Here is a 15,204-nt window from a genome sequence, read left to right as displayed (position 1 = left end):
GCTTAAAATAGGCTGATTCAGCTATCAATATCCTGCAGACAATTTGACTTGATTGGTTTGAAGGTCATGAGTAGCAAGGTAGCTTTTTAGATTAGTTAAAAAAATAGACATTAATTTCTTTTGAAAATCAGGTGTCAAACCTGCAATATGGGACGTGATCAGTACATTGTCCATTTTCCAAAGAGGATGATTTTGTGGTAGAGGCTCCTCCTCAAAAACGTCTAATGCTGCAAAGGAAAGTTGCTGCTTGTTTAATGCTTGTATCAAATCTTGCGTTTTAACAGAAGCGCCACGACCGACATTGATAAATACAGCTTTTGAATCAAAGTGTTCAAATATGTGTTGATCAAAGAGTCCAGTTGTTTCCTCCGTTAGAGGTAAGATATTGACGACGAAATCTACTTCAGGAAGAACTTCCTGAAGTTGCTTTAAAGAAAAAGTTTTTTCCATTCCTTCTGCTGGATGACCGGATGTATTGATTCCATAGCAGATCATATCCAATGCTTTGACTTTCTTTGCAATCATTTTTCCAATATGGCCAGTTCCAATGATTAATATTTTTTTCCCTTGGATAGGTTGGTAATGGATTGAGGAACCTAACCATTTCATTTCACTCTGTGCCCTTTGTGCTTGGAAAAGACCGCGAGAATAACCTAGAATGATTCCTAATACGTGCTCGGTGATCGATTCACTGTGAATACCACTTCCATTTGAAAGTAAGATATGTTTTTTTGAAAATGCTTCAAGTGGGAGTTGATCAACTCCCGCTGAGATAGACTGTACCCATTTCAAGTTAGAAGAGGCTAATAGTTTTTCTTGATAGTTTGAGTTCCAACCTAAACTGATTTCTACATTTGGTAGATCTTCTGGTTGTAATTCTGTCTTGAAGACATAACCAGGCGCTATAGTATGGATTTCTTCGATAAATTCGTCACGAAATGGACGATCTGCGTAAATGATTCTTTCTGACATAGTTGATTACCCGCCTTTCTTTACTTTAAGTGTAGCGCATATAAGAAGAACTTTGAAGTGCCATGCTTTTTTAGAAATTAATATTGTATAAATAAAAAAGAGTTGTGACAAAAGATGTGTCACAACTCTTTTTCCGAATAAACGGTGTTCCAGAAGTAGCTTCTGCCACAACCTCTAAAAGAGTTTATTGAAGTTGAAATAATAAGTTGTCTGTATTTCTAACTGATCGATATTTTTGACCATCCTTTGACAGCTTGAGCAAAAATAAAGATACCTGCAAAAGCAATAAATGCACTAGTGTCAAAAGAAGGGAGAAAGATCATCAAGAGTGTTGCAATGATAGTCGGTAACGAGATTGAATAAATCAATGTCTTCAAGCAATCAAGGAAAGTAGCTTTTGTTAGTCGAAAGCGTGCATAGAGAAAAGCAGCGACATTGGCAAATAGTAAAGTGATCAGCAGATTCAAGAAACTAGGATAAATCGAAAATAGAAAGGTCAGGGCTTTTACCCAAATCGGTATAGATGCTTCACTTAAGAAGGATCGAAGCTGCTTACCTGTTAAATTTTTTAAAGATTCATTGGTGTAGGGAAGTTCTAACTGATTATTATTCAATAAAGCAGAGGTAGTGCCTGTATTGGGAAGAGCAATGATAAGTTTGTCTTTTAACATCCCGACACTAACGAAATTTCCCATCAAATCAGTAGAGATGTCTTGTTCTGTACGTTTTCCCTCTGGATCAAATGTAAAGATAATGGAGTTTGTTTGGTAAATGAAACCTTCTTTTTCTTTTGTTTGAAGCTGTCCGCTTTGGACTGTAAAATCAGGAATGCGGGTAGCAATCTTTTGTCCATCCAATTGAATGTTATTTAAGACTTGAAAAACTTGAAAAGAGATTGGCAGAGCCATAATTACACTCAAAACCAGAAGATAGACAATAGCTTTCCAAAATGGAACGTTTCTCGCCTCCTTAAGGTCTTTGAATCGTATAAAGGAACTGATAATTAATTGTTTTGTTGTCATAAGTACTCCTCATCTAGTAGTGTCATCACTTGCAATTCTAGCGAAGTATCAAGTGAAATACAAGTGCTTTAAGGAAACATCTGAATGATTGGTGAAATATCAAAAAAATGTTATTCTTGATTTAAGATTATCCAATACAAATAAAATGGAGGAATGAATCGTGCATACACAGCCACAGAGAACATCAAAAAAGCTATTTGGGGTAGTGGTGCTGAATGCGGTGATCACTTTATCAGAATTTATTGGAGGGGTTGCGTCGGGAAGTTTGTCTCTTGTTTCAGATGCTTTTCATAACCTTAGTGATACATTAGCAATCATTTTTTCTTATGGAGCACAAAAAATGGCCCAAAAAGAAGCAAATGAAAAGCATACGTACGGTTACCAGCGTTTAGAAATATTGAGTGCGTTCATCAACTCATTCATACTGATCATATTATCTTTGTTCTTAGCTGTTGAAGCATTCAAACGGTTCAATTCCCCAGAAAAGATAAATAGTCATTTGATGCTGATAGTAGCAGTTATCGGATTGCTCGCGAATTTGTTTTCGACGTTATTGTTGAGACAAGAAGCAGACGAAAGTTTGAATATAAAATCTAGTTATCTGCATTTGTTAAGCGATACACTGTCTTCGATAAGTGTGATTATCGGAGCAGTTTTGATTCGATTTTTCGGTATCTATTGGATTGATCCAGTTATTACATTGATCATTTCGATATATATATTGTTAGAAGCGATAATAGTGATTAAAAAAGCTGCGGCTATTTTGATACAAAGTGCGCCTACAATCGACTATGAAAAAATGGAGCAAGAAATCAAAGCAATCGAAGGGGTAAAAGATGTTCATCATGTCCATATTTGGCAGTATAGCGAAAAGATTATTATTTTCGACGGACATATTGATTTTGAAGATCAGCTGCTAAGCGAGATTGAAAAGGTATATCCGCGTATAACTTCTTTATTAAAATTAAAGTATGGGATTACACATGTAACGATCCAAGCAGAGACACATGTAAAAGACCAAAAAAAATTAATTTTTTTAAATAAAGATGAAAGTTACTGAAAAATAGAGTATGATAAATAAGAATTTCTAATAAGGTAGGTTGGCTCATGAAGCAGTATCGACAAATAAAAGGATATTTAGAAGCAAAGGGATATTGGGAGATACTGGTTTATCTCTTTTTTGGTGGTTTGGCTACGATTGTGAACTTTGTTAGTTTTGCCCTCGCACGCCAATATTTTGATTTAAGTATGGCTCTGTCCAATTCTATTTCATGGTTTTGTTCTGTACTGTTTGCTTTTGTGACGAACAAACTTTGGGTATTCCATTCAAAATCACCGAATTTTACACATGCACTTATTGAATGTGGTAAGTTCTTCTTTTACCGCATCCTTTCTTACGGGTTGGACATGGGAGCAATGGTGTTATTAATCAATGTCATGAACAGCAATGAATATGTGGCAAAAATCATCACTCAAATTATTGTTATCCTAGCTAATTACATTTTCAGCAAGTTGTTTATTTTCAAAGAAACTGAGGTTTTTGAAGAAGAAGTAGGCCAAGGAGAAAAAGACGACTAGGCATAACTATTGAAGAATTTCCTTCTCTTTGTTACTCTTTGTAATGTAGACATTATAAAGAAAACATTGAGGAGGAATTTTTTTATGACTTACACATTACCAGATTTACCTTATGCATATGACGCATTGGAACCTTATATTGATGAAGAAACGATGCACCTGCATCATGACAAGCATCACAATACTTACGTAACGAATTTAAATGCAGCAATCGAAAAATATCCAGAATTAGGCGAAAAAACAGTAGAAGAATTATTATCTGATATGGATGCTGTTCCAACAGATATCAAAACAGCTGTACGCAACAATGGTGGTGGACATGCTAACCATTCATTTTTCTGGGAAATCATGGCACCGAATGCGGGTGGCGAACCTACTGGGGCAATAAAAGAAGCAATTAATGAAGCTTTTGGCGATTTTTCTTCTTTTAAAGAAGAATTCAAAAAAGCAGCAGCTGGACGTTTTGGTTCTGGTTGGGCTTGGCTTGTAATGGAGAATGGGAAATTAGCTATTACCTCTACTGCCAATCAAGATTCTCCATTGATGGAAGGTAAGACACCAATTCTAGGTTTAGATGTTTGGGAACATGCTTACTATTTGAAATATAAAAATGTACGTCCAGACTACATTGCAGCATTCTGGAATGTTATTAATTGGGACGAAGTAAATAAACGTTTCGAAGCAGCAAAATAACTATTTTCTCCATCATATCAGTCTTAAAAATAATTTGGAAAATAAGCGAGCGAAAGCTTGCGAGCGTTTTCTAAATTGGGTATAATGTTCTTGCAAGGTTACTTGCAAGAACTTTTTTGGAGGCTATACATTTATGGAACACGGAACAGTTAAATGGTTCAACAATGAAAAAGGATTTGGGTTTATTACAGTAGATGGCGGAGATGACGTATTTGTTCATTTCTCAGCAATTCAAGGAGACGGCTTCAAGAGCCTAGAAGAAGGCCAAGAAGTAGAATTTACGATTGTTGAAGGTGCGCGCGGTCCTCAAGCTGCTGAAGTGACTAAATTATAATAATTTGTTGGATAAAGACACGACTTCTTAGGGAGTCGTGTCTTTTTGTCTATTCAAGAAGTTTTTTGATTTCTTGACTAAGTAAATAGATTTGTTCACTAGACATTTCATAACTAATTGTCAAGCAAGGTACATCTTCTTCATAAGTAACGGTTTTTAAAGAAGTATCAGTTGTTCGGATGATCAATTCCGGCTTGAATAAAAGGTCGTTAGTAAACACAACATTTAAATACATACTCAGCTGTTCTTGAAGAATTTCCATATATGCTAACTCCAAACCAATCGGAAGGTCACTCTCAAATTTGATTTTGATTTCTTTATTAAAGTAAGTAGGAGAAATGATCAACATGAACGCTTCTGCTAAATTCCAAGAATGCAACCAATCAAGTTCCTCAGATTCGTTTTTAAATTGTTCCGTCAATCGGTTGATTTCTCGGTGGAATGCCGGATAACTCATCTCGATAAAAGAGGTAATTTCATGTTTGACGATCGAAAATTGAGGAAATAGCAATCCATGCATCCCATTTGCGAGCAGTGTACTGTTCAACAGCGACTTTTTTGAATGGATTTGGGCAGACTTGAATCGATTGGAGTGAATATAAGAATAAAAACTAGTCTGCAGTTGTTTTACAGGAGTCGCAATTTTTGTATGGATACGCAAAGCAGTTTGCAGATAGTCCTCTTTCAAATAAAAAGCAGCCCGAGATTGCATCCAAAGAAACAAGAACATGCTATCTGTCAGACTGAAACGCATACGTTTATAATTCGTTGTTAACTCTTCAGCCATTTTTTCAAAGCCATTCCAAAGGTCGAGTGAAAAATCAGGTAACTCTTTTGCTGGAATAACGTGTCCTTGTTGAGAACGAAGATAAGTAACAGCTAGTATAAAGGACCATTCGATCATTTTTATCTTATTTGGTTTTTGATGGACAATGGCAAAAGAATCCTCCACTTCTGAAAATAATTGATGAAACTCTATTGAAGCAAAAGGCCATTCAACACTGTGATAGGATGGCCATAGTATCAAATAAATCAAATAACGAATTTGCATCTCACTTCCTTTGAAATACATCTCGCCTTTTTTTGTTTTGATCTGCAGTTGATATTTTTTTAGTATCTGATTGATGCGAGTAATGTGCCGCCGAAGGATGGATTCACTGATGTTATTATCTTCAGAGAATTCCGCAATCGTTACTTTCGAGTCAAGGCATAAATTTTTCAATAGATGAAAAATAGGCGAGCGCTTCAAAATGGAAAGAATCAATTCTTGAAAATCCGAATTGGTACCTAAAAATAAATAATTACGTCCTTCCTTTCTGAACTGATCGCTAATAGAGAGGGTGCGTACTTGTTCACAATAATTTTGTACAGAACGTTTGTCACAAGCAGTGAATTCAGCTAATTGTTCGATAGACCAAATTTTATTGGAATGATAGATGGTATCAAGAATAGTAATCTGTAAACGTGTGGTCTTTTCCAATAATGAATAAAAATCCATGAATTTTAGTTCCTCCAATCAATAATTAGTACTTAAGTTATCTTGATATTAAAAAATAATGTTATTTTTAACAAAAAATGTATGCAGAAAAAACAATTTATAATAAAAAAAGTTTGTTATATGAAAAGCTATACCTTTAGTTTGATAAACGAAATATTGATTTTTGTGTTATTTTATTTATTTGTGAATAAATTTACTTCAAAAAAGATAAAAATATTTTTTATTCTTTTATGCTTAATTTCATTATAATTCATCTCATAAAAAAAGCATAATTTTATACTAAAAATAGAAAATCGATTATTTTGTACTTTATTTTCGTGAAAACTGGATAGTTATTTAAAAAAAGATTAAAACTTAATAATAGATTTATCATTGAGATGTTGTTAAACTTCCTCTGACTTAAGTTGAAAACAAAATCTGCACAAAAAGATATCTTTTTGATTAAAAAATGATAGCTAAGGGGTGTTGTAATCTTTTCTTTTTTATAACGATCAAAAATTTGGGGATGAACGATAGAAGGGTGACAGGAGGAAAAAATGAAAAAGGATTATAAAAAAAGTATGAACCAGAAGGCACGGGCAAAAAGTAGATCGAAAAAAATCTTGCTTGCCGGTACATCCATTGCAGCTGGTGTGATGTTAGGGATCACACCAATCTCAATGGCTACGCCATTATTTACTATTGGTTCTCAACAAGTACATGCAGATGTAATCAGTGGGCAACTGTTTAACAATTTAAGTACAACGAATACTAGTGGGACTACAGCTGCTGCCCCATTTCTTCTTCAGGGGGCGAGTCGGGATGTTGATTTTGTTATATCAGCGAATAGTGGTATTGATGTTAGCGTGATTAATGGAACGCGTCGTGCTGTCTTAGCTATTCCAGAAGAAATGCAAGGATTGGTTACGCCGAATGGAACGGGTACTTTCTACACAGATATTTTGCTTCCAGGAAATAGTTTAGCACCTCTATTAAATATTGTAGATGGAGCGGTGACTACTTTGGTAGGAGCAGTAGAAGATTTGATTAATTTGAATCCTTTAGCTACAGTGAACCTTTCGGAAGTTTATGAACAACTTGCTTTATTGAATAATCTAAGTACACTGACTTCTGCTGAAGTAGAATTGCAGCTTCAAATGCAAGGGGATGAATACATCTACGGAGAGCTAGACGGTGCCTTGGAAACCGTGATACGAGAAAATTTAAGTAATATATTGAACGGAATCAATAATGCAGTTCAAGCAATCGAGGCAACTTCAACTGGAGGGCTTCTTGGAGATGCAGCGGCCGGAACAATCAATACTGCTTTAGCAGTTACAGTCAAGCCAGCGTTCAATCTTACGTTTAATACCGCTTTGGCATTGGTGAATGTCGGTTCTTCTTTCCTTGGTACTCTTGCTGATACAAGTATTTTGGGTGAAACGACTGTTACTATACCGACAACGATCCAAGATCCTACTTATGCAGACTTAACAAATGCAGGTGTCGACATGACTGTTCCTTATGAAGCAGGATTTATCGGTACCATTCTTAAATCAGACATTCTATCGATCTCTATTGCTTCGAATGTTGATGGCTATTCTCCAGTGTTTTATGCAGCTGAAGAAGTCACTGCTCCTTATAACGTAGAAGTTACAGGTAATTCTACTGATGGTTATGAGGTGACTGGGATGGCAGATCCCAATGCCACAGTTCGTATTTATGATGACGAAGGAAATATGATTGCAGAGGGACAAGCAGATGAAAATGGTAATTTTGCTATTCCAGTCTCGGCAGAAGATGTTGTGCCCTTAGAACAGATCCAATTGATTGCTTATGATGAAAATGGTGTAGCAAGTGCGCCAACAGCAGCAATTATTCCAGATGATGATGAAGGAGATGCGGACGCGGATGCTGATGCGGACGCCGATGCCGACGCAGATGCTGATGCGGACGCCGATGCCGATGCTGATGCCGACGCGGATGCCGATGCTGATGCTGATGCTGATGCTGATGCTGATGCCGACGCCGATGCTGATGCGGATGCTGATGCTGATGCCGACGCTGATGCCGATGCTGATGCGGATGCTGATGCCGACGCAGATGCCGATGCCGATGCTGATGCTGATGCTGATGCTGATGCTGATGCCGACGCCGACGCTGACGCTGACGCTGACGCGGATGCGGATGCTGACGCGGATGCCGACGCGGATGCTGATGCTGACGCAGATGCGGATGCGGATGCTGACGCAGATGCGGATGCTGATGCTGACGCGGATGCGGATGCGGATGCGGATGCTGACGCTGACGCGGATGCTGATGCTGACGCGGATGCCGACGCGGATGCTGATGCTGACGCGGATGCTGACGCGGATGCTGATGCTGACGCGGATGCGGACGCTGATGCAGATGCTGACGCTGATGCGGATGCTGACGCGGATGCCGATGCGGATGCTGACGCGGATGCCGATGCCGATGCTGACGCGGATGCTGATGCCGACGCGGATGCCGACGCTGACGCTGATGCTGACGCGGATGCTGATGCTGATGCCGACGCCGATGCCGACGCTGACGCCGATGCGGATGCCGACGCTGACGCGGATGCCGACGCGGATGCCGATGCGGATGCTGACGCCGATGCTGACGCCGACGCTGATGCGGATGCTGACGCGGATGCGGATGCTGACGCTGATGCCGATGCCGACGCTGACGCTGACGCTGATGCGGATGCTGACGCGGATGCCGACGCCGACGCGGATGCTGATGCTGACGCGGATGCGGATGCGGATGCGGATGCCGATGCCGACGCTGACGCGGATGCCGACGCGGATGCCGACGCTGACGCTGATGCGGATGCGGATGCTGACGCTGATGCCGATGCAGACGCTGATGCCGACGCTGATGCCGATGCCGATGCGGATGCTGACGCAGATGCCGATGCGGATGCTGACGCAGATGCCGATGCCGATGCTGACGCAGATGCCGATGCGGATGCGGATGCAGACGCGGATGCAGACGCCGACGCCGATGCAGACGCCGATGCTGACGCTGATGTTAATCATCCAATGGGAGACATACATTCTCATGATCGAGATCCAGGCCAGATGCCAATAAGACATGGTCATTCAAATACACCAAAACCAAGTACTACAGGTGGTTCTACACCGAAATCCTTGCCAAAAACTGCTGAGACACTTCATAGTTCACTTTCTTGGTTAGGAGCAGCTCTGTCTACACTATCTGGTTTAGGAATTTGGAAAATCAAAAAAAATAAAAAAACAGATAACAATGAATAATTAAGAAAGAAGCCGTTGCGGCAAGCAGTTCCGTATCTATGATTTTTTGATAAAAACGGATGTTCAGATTTTGTTTGCCGCAACTTCTTTTTAATATGAGGTGATTGAGTGCTAGTTAAGACAAAAGAAAGCTATTTGCCAGCAATCAAAGAAATGATAGAAACAATTGAAACAAATGTATCAAAACAATTGTTGATCGTCTCTACAGGAGATTTTACGAATAGAGGAAAGATCTTTGAATTCTACGGCAGTAATTTTGATATGATTTGGCGGAATTTTTTGACAGCTTACCATGTCAATAAGCTGGATCAGACGACTTATTTAAGAATTGATATTGCTATTGAAGAAGAAAAAACCAACTATGAACAGTTTATACAGCGCTTAAAAAAAATCAGAAGAAATAATTACATTGATTTCAATGTGAGAATCGATGGGTTGAGAAAAAGAAGTTTTTTAAAAGAAGAACTGGTAGCAAATGCGATCATCAAACCTAGTAAAACACATAAAGTTGGGAAGAATCTTCCTGATTTAAGAATCGACGCTCAAAATTACCGCAGTTATGTGAAACGCAAGTATGGTCGTGAAGAGACAGATCTCAGCTACTTGGAGCGTTCTACGTTCTATTATTTTAAAACAAAATCTTTTTATTTTGAAGACGGTCATATTTATCCTTTGAAAGATTACGGTAATGGAAATTACTTACGGGAAGTTTCATATGAAAATTTATCAGAAATAACAGATCTAGTGATCGAAAAAGGAAGTATGTATCTACAAAACCAGCTAACTGCTACAGGGAAATTTATTTACGGATATTATCCTTGTTATAATCAACTGCTTAAAGGTTACAATTCCGTGAGACACTTTTCGTCTTTATACGCGCTAGCCGAAGCAGCAGAATACTTTTCAGATGAAAAAATGCTCTTAGATGTTGAAAAAGGTTTATCTTGGGGGATTGAAAATCTGACTTCGGAGACTGACGGTTATTTTTTAATCAAGGATTATTTAAACACAGAGATTGAATATAAGCTAGGAGCACAGGCTACAGCAATCTTAGCTTTTTCAAAATACATCCAACAAACAGGTGATGAACAATACGTTCCAATCCTAAATCGTCTGATAGAAACTGTTTCCGCTAAATTTTTAACAAATGAGCATCGAACGATTCATGTACTTAATGCACAACTAGAAACGAAAGAAAAATTTCGGATCATTTATTATGATGGTGAAATTTTATTCTCTTTGCTTCGAGCATATGAGATTTTAGGCAATAAAGAAGTTTTTGCTATATGTCAAGGTTTGATGGACCAGTTCGTAGCGAACGACTATCAAAAGTATCATGATCATTGGTTAAGTTATGCGACCAATGAAATGCTGAAACATAGCCAGACAGAAGAATATTATCGCTTCGGTATAAAAAATGCGTTAGATAATATCGACTTTATTGATAAAAGAGATACTGCTTATCCTACGATGCTGGAATTGCTTGTTGCTGCTTCAAAAATGATGAGAAAATTGGAGTTCAGCATGTGGAGAAAAACGATTTTTGCTGAAGAAACTGACTTCTATAAGGTAAAAGAAAGAATAAATACAGTAATGAAAAAAAGGGTGAGACATGAGATTACTACTGGGGTCATGTTCCCTGAATTTGCTCAATTCTTCAAAGAACCAGAAACAATAAAATATGGCTTTTTTGCACGTCATGATCGTTTTCGTATGAGGATCGATGATGCAGAGCACTTTTTATCAGGATTGATTAACTATCGAATGTATGATCAAAAGAAGGAGTGAGAAGAATGGTTGGATTCATTCGCTTTGCTGCATTAGCTGCATTTGGTGTTTTCTATGTAGGTCTTAAAATACGTCGGAAAAATGATCATAAAAATAATCTGAAAGAATCAGATTTAAGTCAATATAAGAAAAATGAAGATGGGTTGTATCCTTGGGAAGTGGATCAAGATGATTCTCCGAAAAGGATCGAACCGAATGCCTCCAGATATGTAAACCAAGCAAGGCCAAGAAGAGGCAGGTGGTAAACCATATAGAAAAAACAAGAAAAACAGGAGGAGAGTTATGACTTCTATACATTCATTATTAGTTGATATGGATGGCCATTATTTAAAGAAATATGGAGATTTAGATAGACATATCCAAGATGTTGAATATTTCTCAGGCCACTTAAAACGAAACATGGATTATTCTGATACGATGTTTGTTTGTGTTTCGCCAGAAAGAAGGAGTTACGTCAATCGAAAGGTCGTGAAATGGCGAGATGGAAATGAACAAATCATCGGAAAAGAAAATTGGTTTGGTGTGATCGTCACTGAAAAACCAATCATGGATCCGTCAGTGACGACACCACAGTTCATCGTAGAAGATAGTTGGAAATTTTTATTGGAATTATCCGCGAAATTGCGTTCCTGTTTTGTAAATCCGGTTGTTGCGATTACCGGGTCAGCAGGGAAGACTTCTACGCGAATGATGATCACTCATTTGCTTCAAGAAGAGAAAGTTTTGGAAAACAGGGGAAATCACAACGTTCGGTTTGCTGTTCCATTATACATGAGTAAATTACTTTCTAATCCTGATGTCTTGAATCTTGAAGTTTCTGTCAATGCTTTGAATTCATATGATACAGGGTCGATGTCTAATTTGATACAACCAGATATTGCTATTGTGACTTCGATTGGAGAAGCACATCTTAGTTCTTTAAAAGATACAAAAGGAGTAGCAGTGCATAAAGCAAAAATTTTCGAAGGCCTGAAACAAGATGGAATCGCCATCATCAATGGAGATATAGGAAAAGAAGAATTTTCAATTTTAGTAAGCGCTGCTGAGAAAAGAACCAGCAAAATAGTGGTCTATTCATTACATGATGCTTCAAGAGATGTTTTTGTGAAACAAATCTCACAAAAAAGAGAATATTGCGAAGTCCTAGTTTCTTTTTTCGGAGAAGATATTTTATTGAAACTTGCAGTTTCTTCAGAAGGGATGATCGCTAATTCATTGGCTGCGTTGATTGTAGCAAAAGAACTGAAAAAAGAGATCTCTCCATATATAAAAAAATTTGAGACATTCAAACCACTACCTAAGATATTGGAACGTACGATTTATACATCAGAAACAGGAACAGACTTCACCTTTATTGATGATACGCATAACGCTTCATTGCCTTCCATGAAAAATGCAATCAATTACTTTGATGGGATACAACCATTTTATAAAGGAAATAAAGTCTTGATACTTGGACAAATCGCTGATTTAGGCGATTCAACAAAGCAAATCCACCGCTTTGTACAAGAGGAGTTAAACCAATCGGCTGCCACGCATATTTATGGTTATGGGGAACATTTTAAATTGCTTTTTGAAGAAGGACAGAAAACAGATGATCGGCTTCAATGGTTCGATTCACTTCAGGAATTATGCAATGATCTGGAAACAAAACTAATAGAAGACAGTTTAGTTTTAGCAAAAGGATCAGTTACTGGAAGTGATTTTCATGAAATCGGCAAATATGTGCGTCAGATCGGAAACAAGCATAATATGAAAAGTCAGACTTTATAGAAGGTATTAGGGAAACGCCATGTTAGTCTGAACAGAGTAAAGAGGAATCGTTAAAATGACGGGAAAGGAGTGTGGCAGGTCGATGTCACACTCCTATTTTTGTGAAATACCTGGTTGTTCAATTTTTCTAGCAAAAAATGCATAAAAAAAGATAAAACGGTTGTAAACTGCGTATATTCGGGCTTTCGAACTTTTTCGTGGTGTGGTATGATAGTTAAGAATTTTGAGAAAATTTTTAAAAGAACGGTTATTATACAAGAATTATTTTTTAAAGTTTTCTTATGATTAAAAAGTGAATTTGCTGATTGAACAGTTGTATGAGACAATATTTTAGAAAATGTGAGACAGAGGTGTACTATGAAGCGATGGCAAAAAGTTCTATTAACCTTATTAGGTATACTCGTTTTGCTGATAGCCGGATTATCAGCATACGGTATCAGATTTATGGGAGAAGCGAGCCAAACAGTAAACAAAATATCTAAAAACTCTAATCGAATATCTTCCAAACGTTCTGAGAAAGTAAGTATTGATGACAAAGAACCGTTTTCGGTTTTGCTATTAGGTTTAGATACCGGTGGATTAGGAAGAACAGAACAAGGGCGTTCTGATACGATGATGGTAGTAACCGTTAATCCGAAACAAAAAAAATCAACGATTATCAGTTTGGACCGAGATATTTATACGAATATCGTAGGGTATGGAACGGTAGATAAATTAAATCATGCCTATGCATTTGGCGGCGTCGAAATGGCCATGGATTCAATTGAACAACTGCTTGATATTCCTATTGATCATTATGTAACCATCAATTTGGACGGTATGGAAGATTTGATCAATGCGGTCGGCGGCATCAAAGTGAATAATAAAATCGACTTTACGTTGGATGGTGTCCATGTACCAGTAGGTGAACAAACATTGGATGGAGAAAAAGGATTAGCCTATTCCCGAATGCGACACGAAGATCCAGAAGGAGATATCGGGCGACAACGTCGTCAGCGGGAAGTAGTGACGAAAATCGTCAATAAAGTTTTAAGTTTAGATGGCGTAAGCAATTATAGAAAAATTTTAAAAGCAGTCGAAAACAATGTGACAACGGACTTGAATTGGGATGACATGCTTGATGTAGCAACGAATTACACGCCGGCGTTCGAAACGATCAAACAAGACCAGTTGCAAGGTGAAGGTCAAATGATCAATGAAGTCTACTATCAGATTTTAGGACAAAACGATCTTCTTTCGATTCAAAATGAACTGAAGAAACAATTAAATATCAAAACAAGCGACACATTACCTAATTTGAAAAATGAGAATGCTTCAATGATGTTCTTTGATGATTCGGAAGATGCCGATTCGACAACCGGTGATGGATCGAATAGTGAAGGATACACTGATTATTCTTCCTATTCAGAAAACACCTATGATCAGTACCAAGATCCGAATACCTATTATCAGCAAACAGAAGATACAAGTCAGTACTATACACCAAGTCAAGATACTCAAAGTTATGATCCTTATGCTGGACAGGAACAAAATGGTTATGGTTATGACCAGAATAATGAGTATGGAACAACAAGTGGGTACTAGAAAAAAATAGTTTGGTTAATAAAGAGTGCCACCTAAATTAGACAATAAAATCTAACTTGGGTGGCACTCTTTCTATGTGTTAAATATACTTTTTAACAAGTTTTCATTTATTAGCACTTAGTTTAAAAAATAAATCGAATAATTCAGTAGAGTTGCGAATAGAACCCATAAATAATAAGGAATCATGAGCCACATGACTAGGCGATGATGTAGCCATAATTGATACATAAGCACTGACAAGAAAATAACCAAAAGTGTAATATCGATTGCTGCAACGAAGATATTTCTTAAATTAAAAAATAGAGCAGTCCATATGAAATTAAAAATGAACTGAATCACAAAAAGACCTACAAGGTTGTTTCGCTGTTTTTTGTTGTTGTGATTAAGCAACAAATAAAGAGAAATACCCATCAAAATATACAATAAGGTCCACATTGGTCCAAATATCCAACTAGGTGGTGCAAATGGCGGAAGTTGTAAAGAATAGTAATATTCTCCAGGATTTCCGCTAAGCAATCCTGATAAAAAGCCTAATATGACAATTCCTATAACACAAACCCAAAAACGAATATCTTTTATCATCTTCATTCTATTAACTCCTTTCTATAATAATATTTTACATGAAGAATCACAGCAATACCTGTATTTAGTTTGTGAAGTAAGAATAATGGAGAAATATTGTTATTT

13 protein-coding genes are annotated in these 15,204 nt (G+C 37.6%); 9 read left to right on the top strand and 4 right to left on the bottom strand.

Features of this window, described 5'->3' with window-relative positions; all coding sequences use genetic code 11:
* Positions 1 to 24: 24 nt before the first annotated feature.
* Both AB3I00_RS06730 and AB3I00_RS06725 read right to left on the bottom strand, forming a co-directional pair.
* Positions 25 to 972: a phosphoglycerate dehydrogenase gene (locus tag AB3I00_RS06730; RefSeq protein ID WP_002315314.1), complete on the bottom strand. Its 948-nt coding sequence runs from the start codon at positions 970 to 972 to the stop codon at positions 25 to 27.
* A 218-nt stretch (positions 973 to 1,190) separates the two neighbouring features.
* Positions 1,191 to 1,994: a DUF1189 domain-containing protein gene (locus AB3I00_RS06725; RefSeq protein ID WP_070770754.1), complete on the bottom strand. Its 804-nt coding sequence runs from the start codon at positions 1,992 to 1,994 to the stop codon at positions 1,191 to 1,193.
* A gap of 160 nt (positions 1,995 to 2,154) precedes the next feature.
* Here AB3I00_RS06725 and AB3I00_RS06720 point away from each other — a divergent pair, with 160 nt between their 5' ends.
* The 4 genes from AB3I00_RS06720 to AB3I00_RS06705 all read left to right on the top strand — a co-directional run bounded on the left by AB3I00_RS06720 (position 2,155) and on the right by AB3I00_RS06705 (position 4,599).
* Positions 2,155 to 3,054, top strand: coding sequence for a cation diffusion facilitator family transporter (locus AB3I00_RS06720; RefSeq protein ID WP_368024979.1), 900 nt, complete (start codon positions 2,155 to 2,157; stop codon positions 3,052 to 3,054).
* Positions 3,055 to 3,101: 47 nt separating this feature from the next.
* Positions 3,102 to 3,572 carry a GtrA family protein gene (locus AB3I00_RS06715; protein ID WP_002310319.1) on the top strand — a complete coding sequence of 157 codons (471 nt, stop codon included), beginning with the start codon at positions 3,102 to 3,104 and terminating at the stop codon, positions 3,570 to 3,572.
* An 84-nt stretch (positions 3,573 to 3,656) separates the two neighbouring features.
* Complete coding sequence (locus tag AB3I00_RS06710) at positions 3,657 to 4,265, top strand: superoxide dismutase (protein WP_002310320.1); 609 nt, start codon at positions 3,657 to 3,659, stop codon at positions 4,263 to 4,265.
* Between the two features lie 133 nt (positions 4,266 to 4,398).
* Positions 4,399 to 4,599, top strand: a complete 201-nt coding sequence (locus AB3I00_RS06705; protein WP_002292860.1) for a cold-shock protein — start codon at positions 4,399 to 4,401, stop codon at positions 4,597 to 4,599.
* 49 nt (positions 4,600 to 4,648) lie between these two features.
* Here AB3I00_RS06705 and AB3I00_RS06700 read toward each other — a convergent pair whose 3' ends face one another.
* Positions 4,649 to 6,097 (bottom strand): helix-turn-helix domain-containing protein, encoded by a 1,449-nt coding sequence (locus AB3I00_RS06700; protein ID WP_368024978.1) that lies wholly within the window; start codon positions 6,095 to 6,097, stop codon positions 4,649 to 4,651.
* A 536-nt stretch (positions 6,098 to 6,633) separates the two neighbouring features.
* On the opposite strand from AB3I00_RS06700, the gene AB3I00_RS06695 reads away from it, so the two are divergent.
* From AB3I00_RS06695 to AB3I00_RS06675, 5 genes are all read left to right on the top strand, one after another.
* On the top strand, positions 6,634 to 9,372 hold the full coding sequence (locus tag AB3I00_RS06695) for an adhesive domain-containing protein (RefSeq protein ID WP_368024977.1): 2,739 nt from the start codon (positions 6,634 to 6,636) through the stop codon (positions 9,370 to 9,372).
* Between the two features lie 108 nt (positions 9,373 to 9,480).
* Positions 9,481 to 11,160, top strand: coding sequence for a hypothetical protein (locus tag AB3I00_RS06690; protein ID WP_368024976.1), 1,680 nt, complete (start codon positions 9,481 to 9,483; stop codon positions 11,158 to 11,160).
* A gap of 5 nt (positions 11,161 to 11,165) precedes the next feature.
* A complete protein-coding gene (locus tag AB3I00_RS06685; protein WP_002341260.1) occupies positions 11,166 to 11,405 on the top strand; it encodes a hypothetical protein in 240 nt (79 codons plus the stop codon).
* A 37-nt stretch (positions 11,406 to 11,442) separates the two neighbouring features.
* Entirely contained in the window at positions 11,443 to 12,933 is a 1,491-nt protein-coding gene (locus AB3I00_RS06680) for a Mur ligase family protein (protein WP_368024975.1), read from the top strand.
* Between the two features lie 357 nt (positions 12,934 to 13,290).
* The gene (locus tag AB3I00_RS06675) at positions 13,291 to 14,517 is read left to right on the top strand and encodes an LCP family protein (RefSeq protein WP_368024974.1); all 1,227 of its coding nucleotides are present in this window, start codon (positions 13,291 to 13,293) and stop codon (positions 14,515 to 14,517) included.
* 117 nt (positions 14,518 to 14,634) lie between these two features.
* Here the strand turns inward: AB3I00_RS06675 and AB3I00_RS06670 are convergent, their stop codons facing one another.
* Positions 14,635 to 15,105 (bottom strand): TspO/MBR family protein, encoded by a 471-nt coding sequence (locus tag AB3I00_RS06670; protein WP_002310332.1) that lies wholly within the window; start codon positions 15,103 to 15,105, stop codon positions 14,635 to 14,637.
* Positions 15,106 to 15,204 lie beyond the last annotated feature (99 nt).

The sequence above is a fragment of the Enterococcus sp. C76 genome (assembly GCF_040886985.1).
Lineage (GTDB): Bacteria > Bacillota > Bacilli > Lactobacillales > Enterococcaceae > Enterococcus_B > Enterococcus_B lactis.
This window is presented reverse-complemented; position numbering and strand designations above follow the sequence as displayed.

Excerpts from the sequence above, each read along its gene's own strand:
- AB3I00_RS06670 (WP_002310332.1), bottom strand. The coding sequence starts at position 15,105 with ATGAAGATGATAAAAGATATTCGTTTTTGGGTTTGTGTTATAGGAATT.
- AB3I00_RS06710 (WP_002310320.1), top strand. The coding sequence starts at position 3,657 with ATGACTTACACATTACCAGATTTACCTTATGCATATGACGCATTGGAA.
- AB3I00_RS06685 (WP_002341260.1), top strand. The coding sequence starts at position 11,166 with ATGGTTGGATTCATTCGCTTTGCTGCATTAGCTGCATTTGGTGTTTTC.
- AB3I00_RS06705 (WP_002292860.1), top strand. The coding sequence starts at position 4,399 with ATGGAACACGGAACAGTTAAATGGTTCAACAATGAAAAAGGATTTGGG.
- AB3I00_RS06700 (WP_368024978.1), bottom strand. The coding sequence starts at position 6,097 with ATGGATTTTTATTCATTATTGGAAAAGACCACACGTTTACAGATTACT.
- AB3I00_RS06680 (WP_368024975.1), top strand. The coding sequence starts at position 11,443 with ATGACTTCTATACATTCATTATTAGTTGATATGGATGGCCATTATTTA.
- AB3I00_RS06675 (WP_368024974.1), top strand. The coding sequence starts at position 13,291 with ATGAAGCGATGGCAAAAAGTTCTATTAACCTTATTAGGTATACTCGTT.
- AB3I00_RS06695 (WP_368024977.1), top strand. The coding sequence starts at position 6,634 with ATGAAAAAGGATTATAAAAAAAGTATGAACCAGAAGGCACGGGCAAAA.
- AB3I00_RS06725 (WP_070770754.1), bottom strand. The coding sequence starts at position 1,994 with ATGACAACAAAACAATTAATTATCAGTTCCTTTATACGATTCAAAGAC.
- AB3I00_RS06715 (WP_002310319.1), top strand. The coding sequence starts at position 3,102 with ATGAAGCAGTATCGACAAATAAAAGGATATTTAGAAGCAAAGGGATAT.
- AB3I00_RS06730 (WP_002315314.1), bottom strand. The coding sequence starts at position 972 with ATGTCAGAAAGAATCATTTACGCAGATCGTCCATTTCGTGACGAATTT.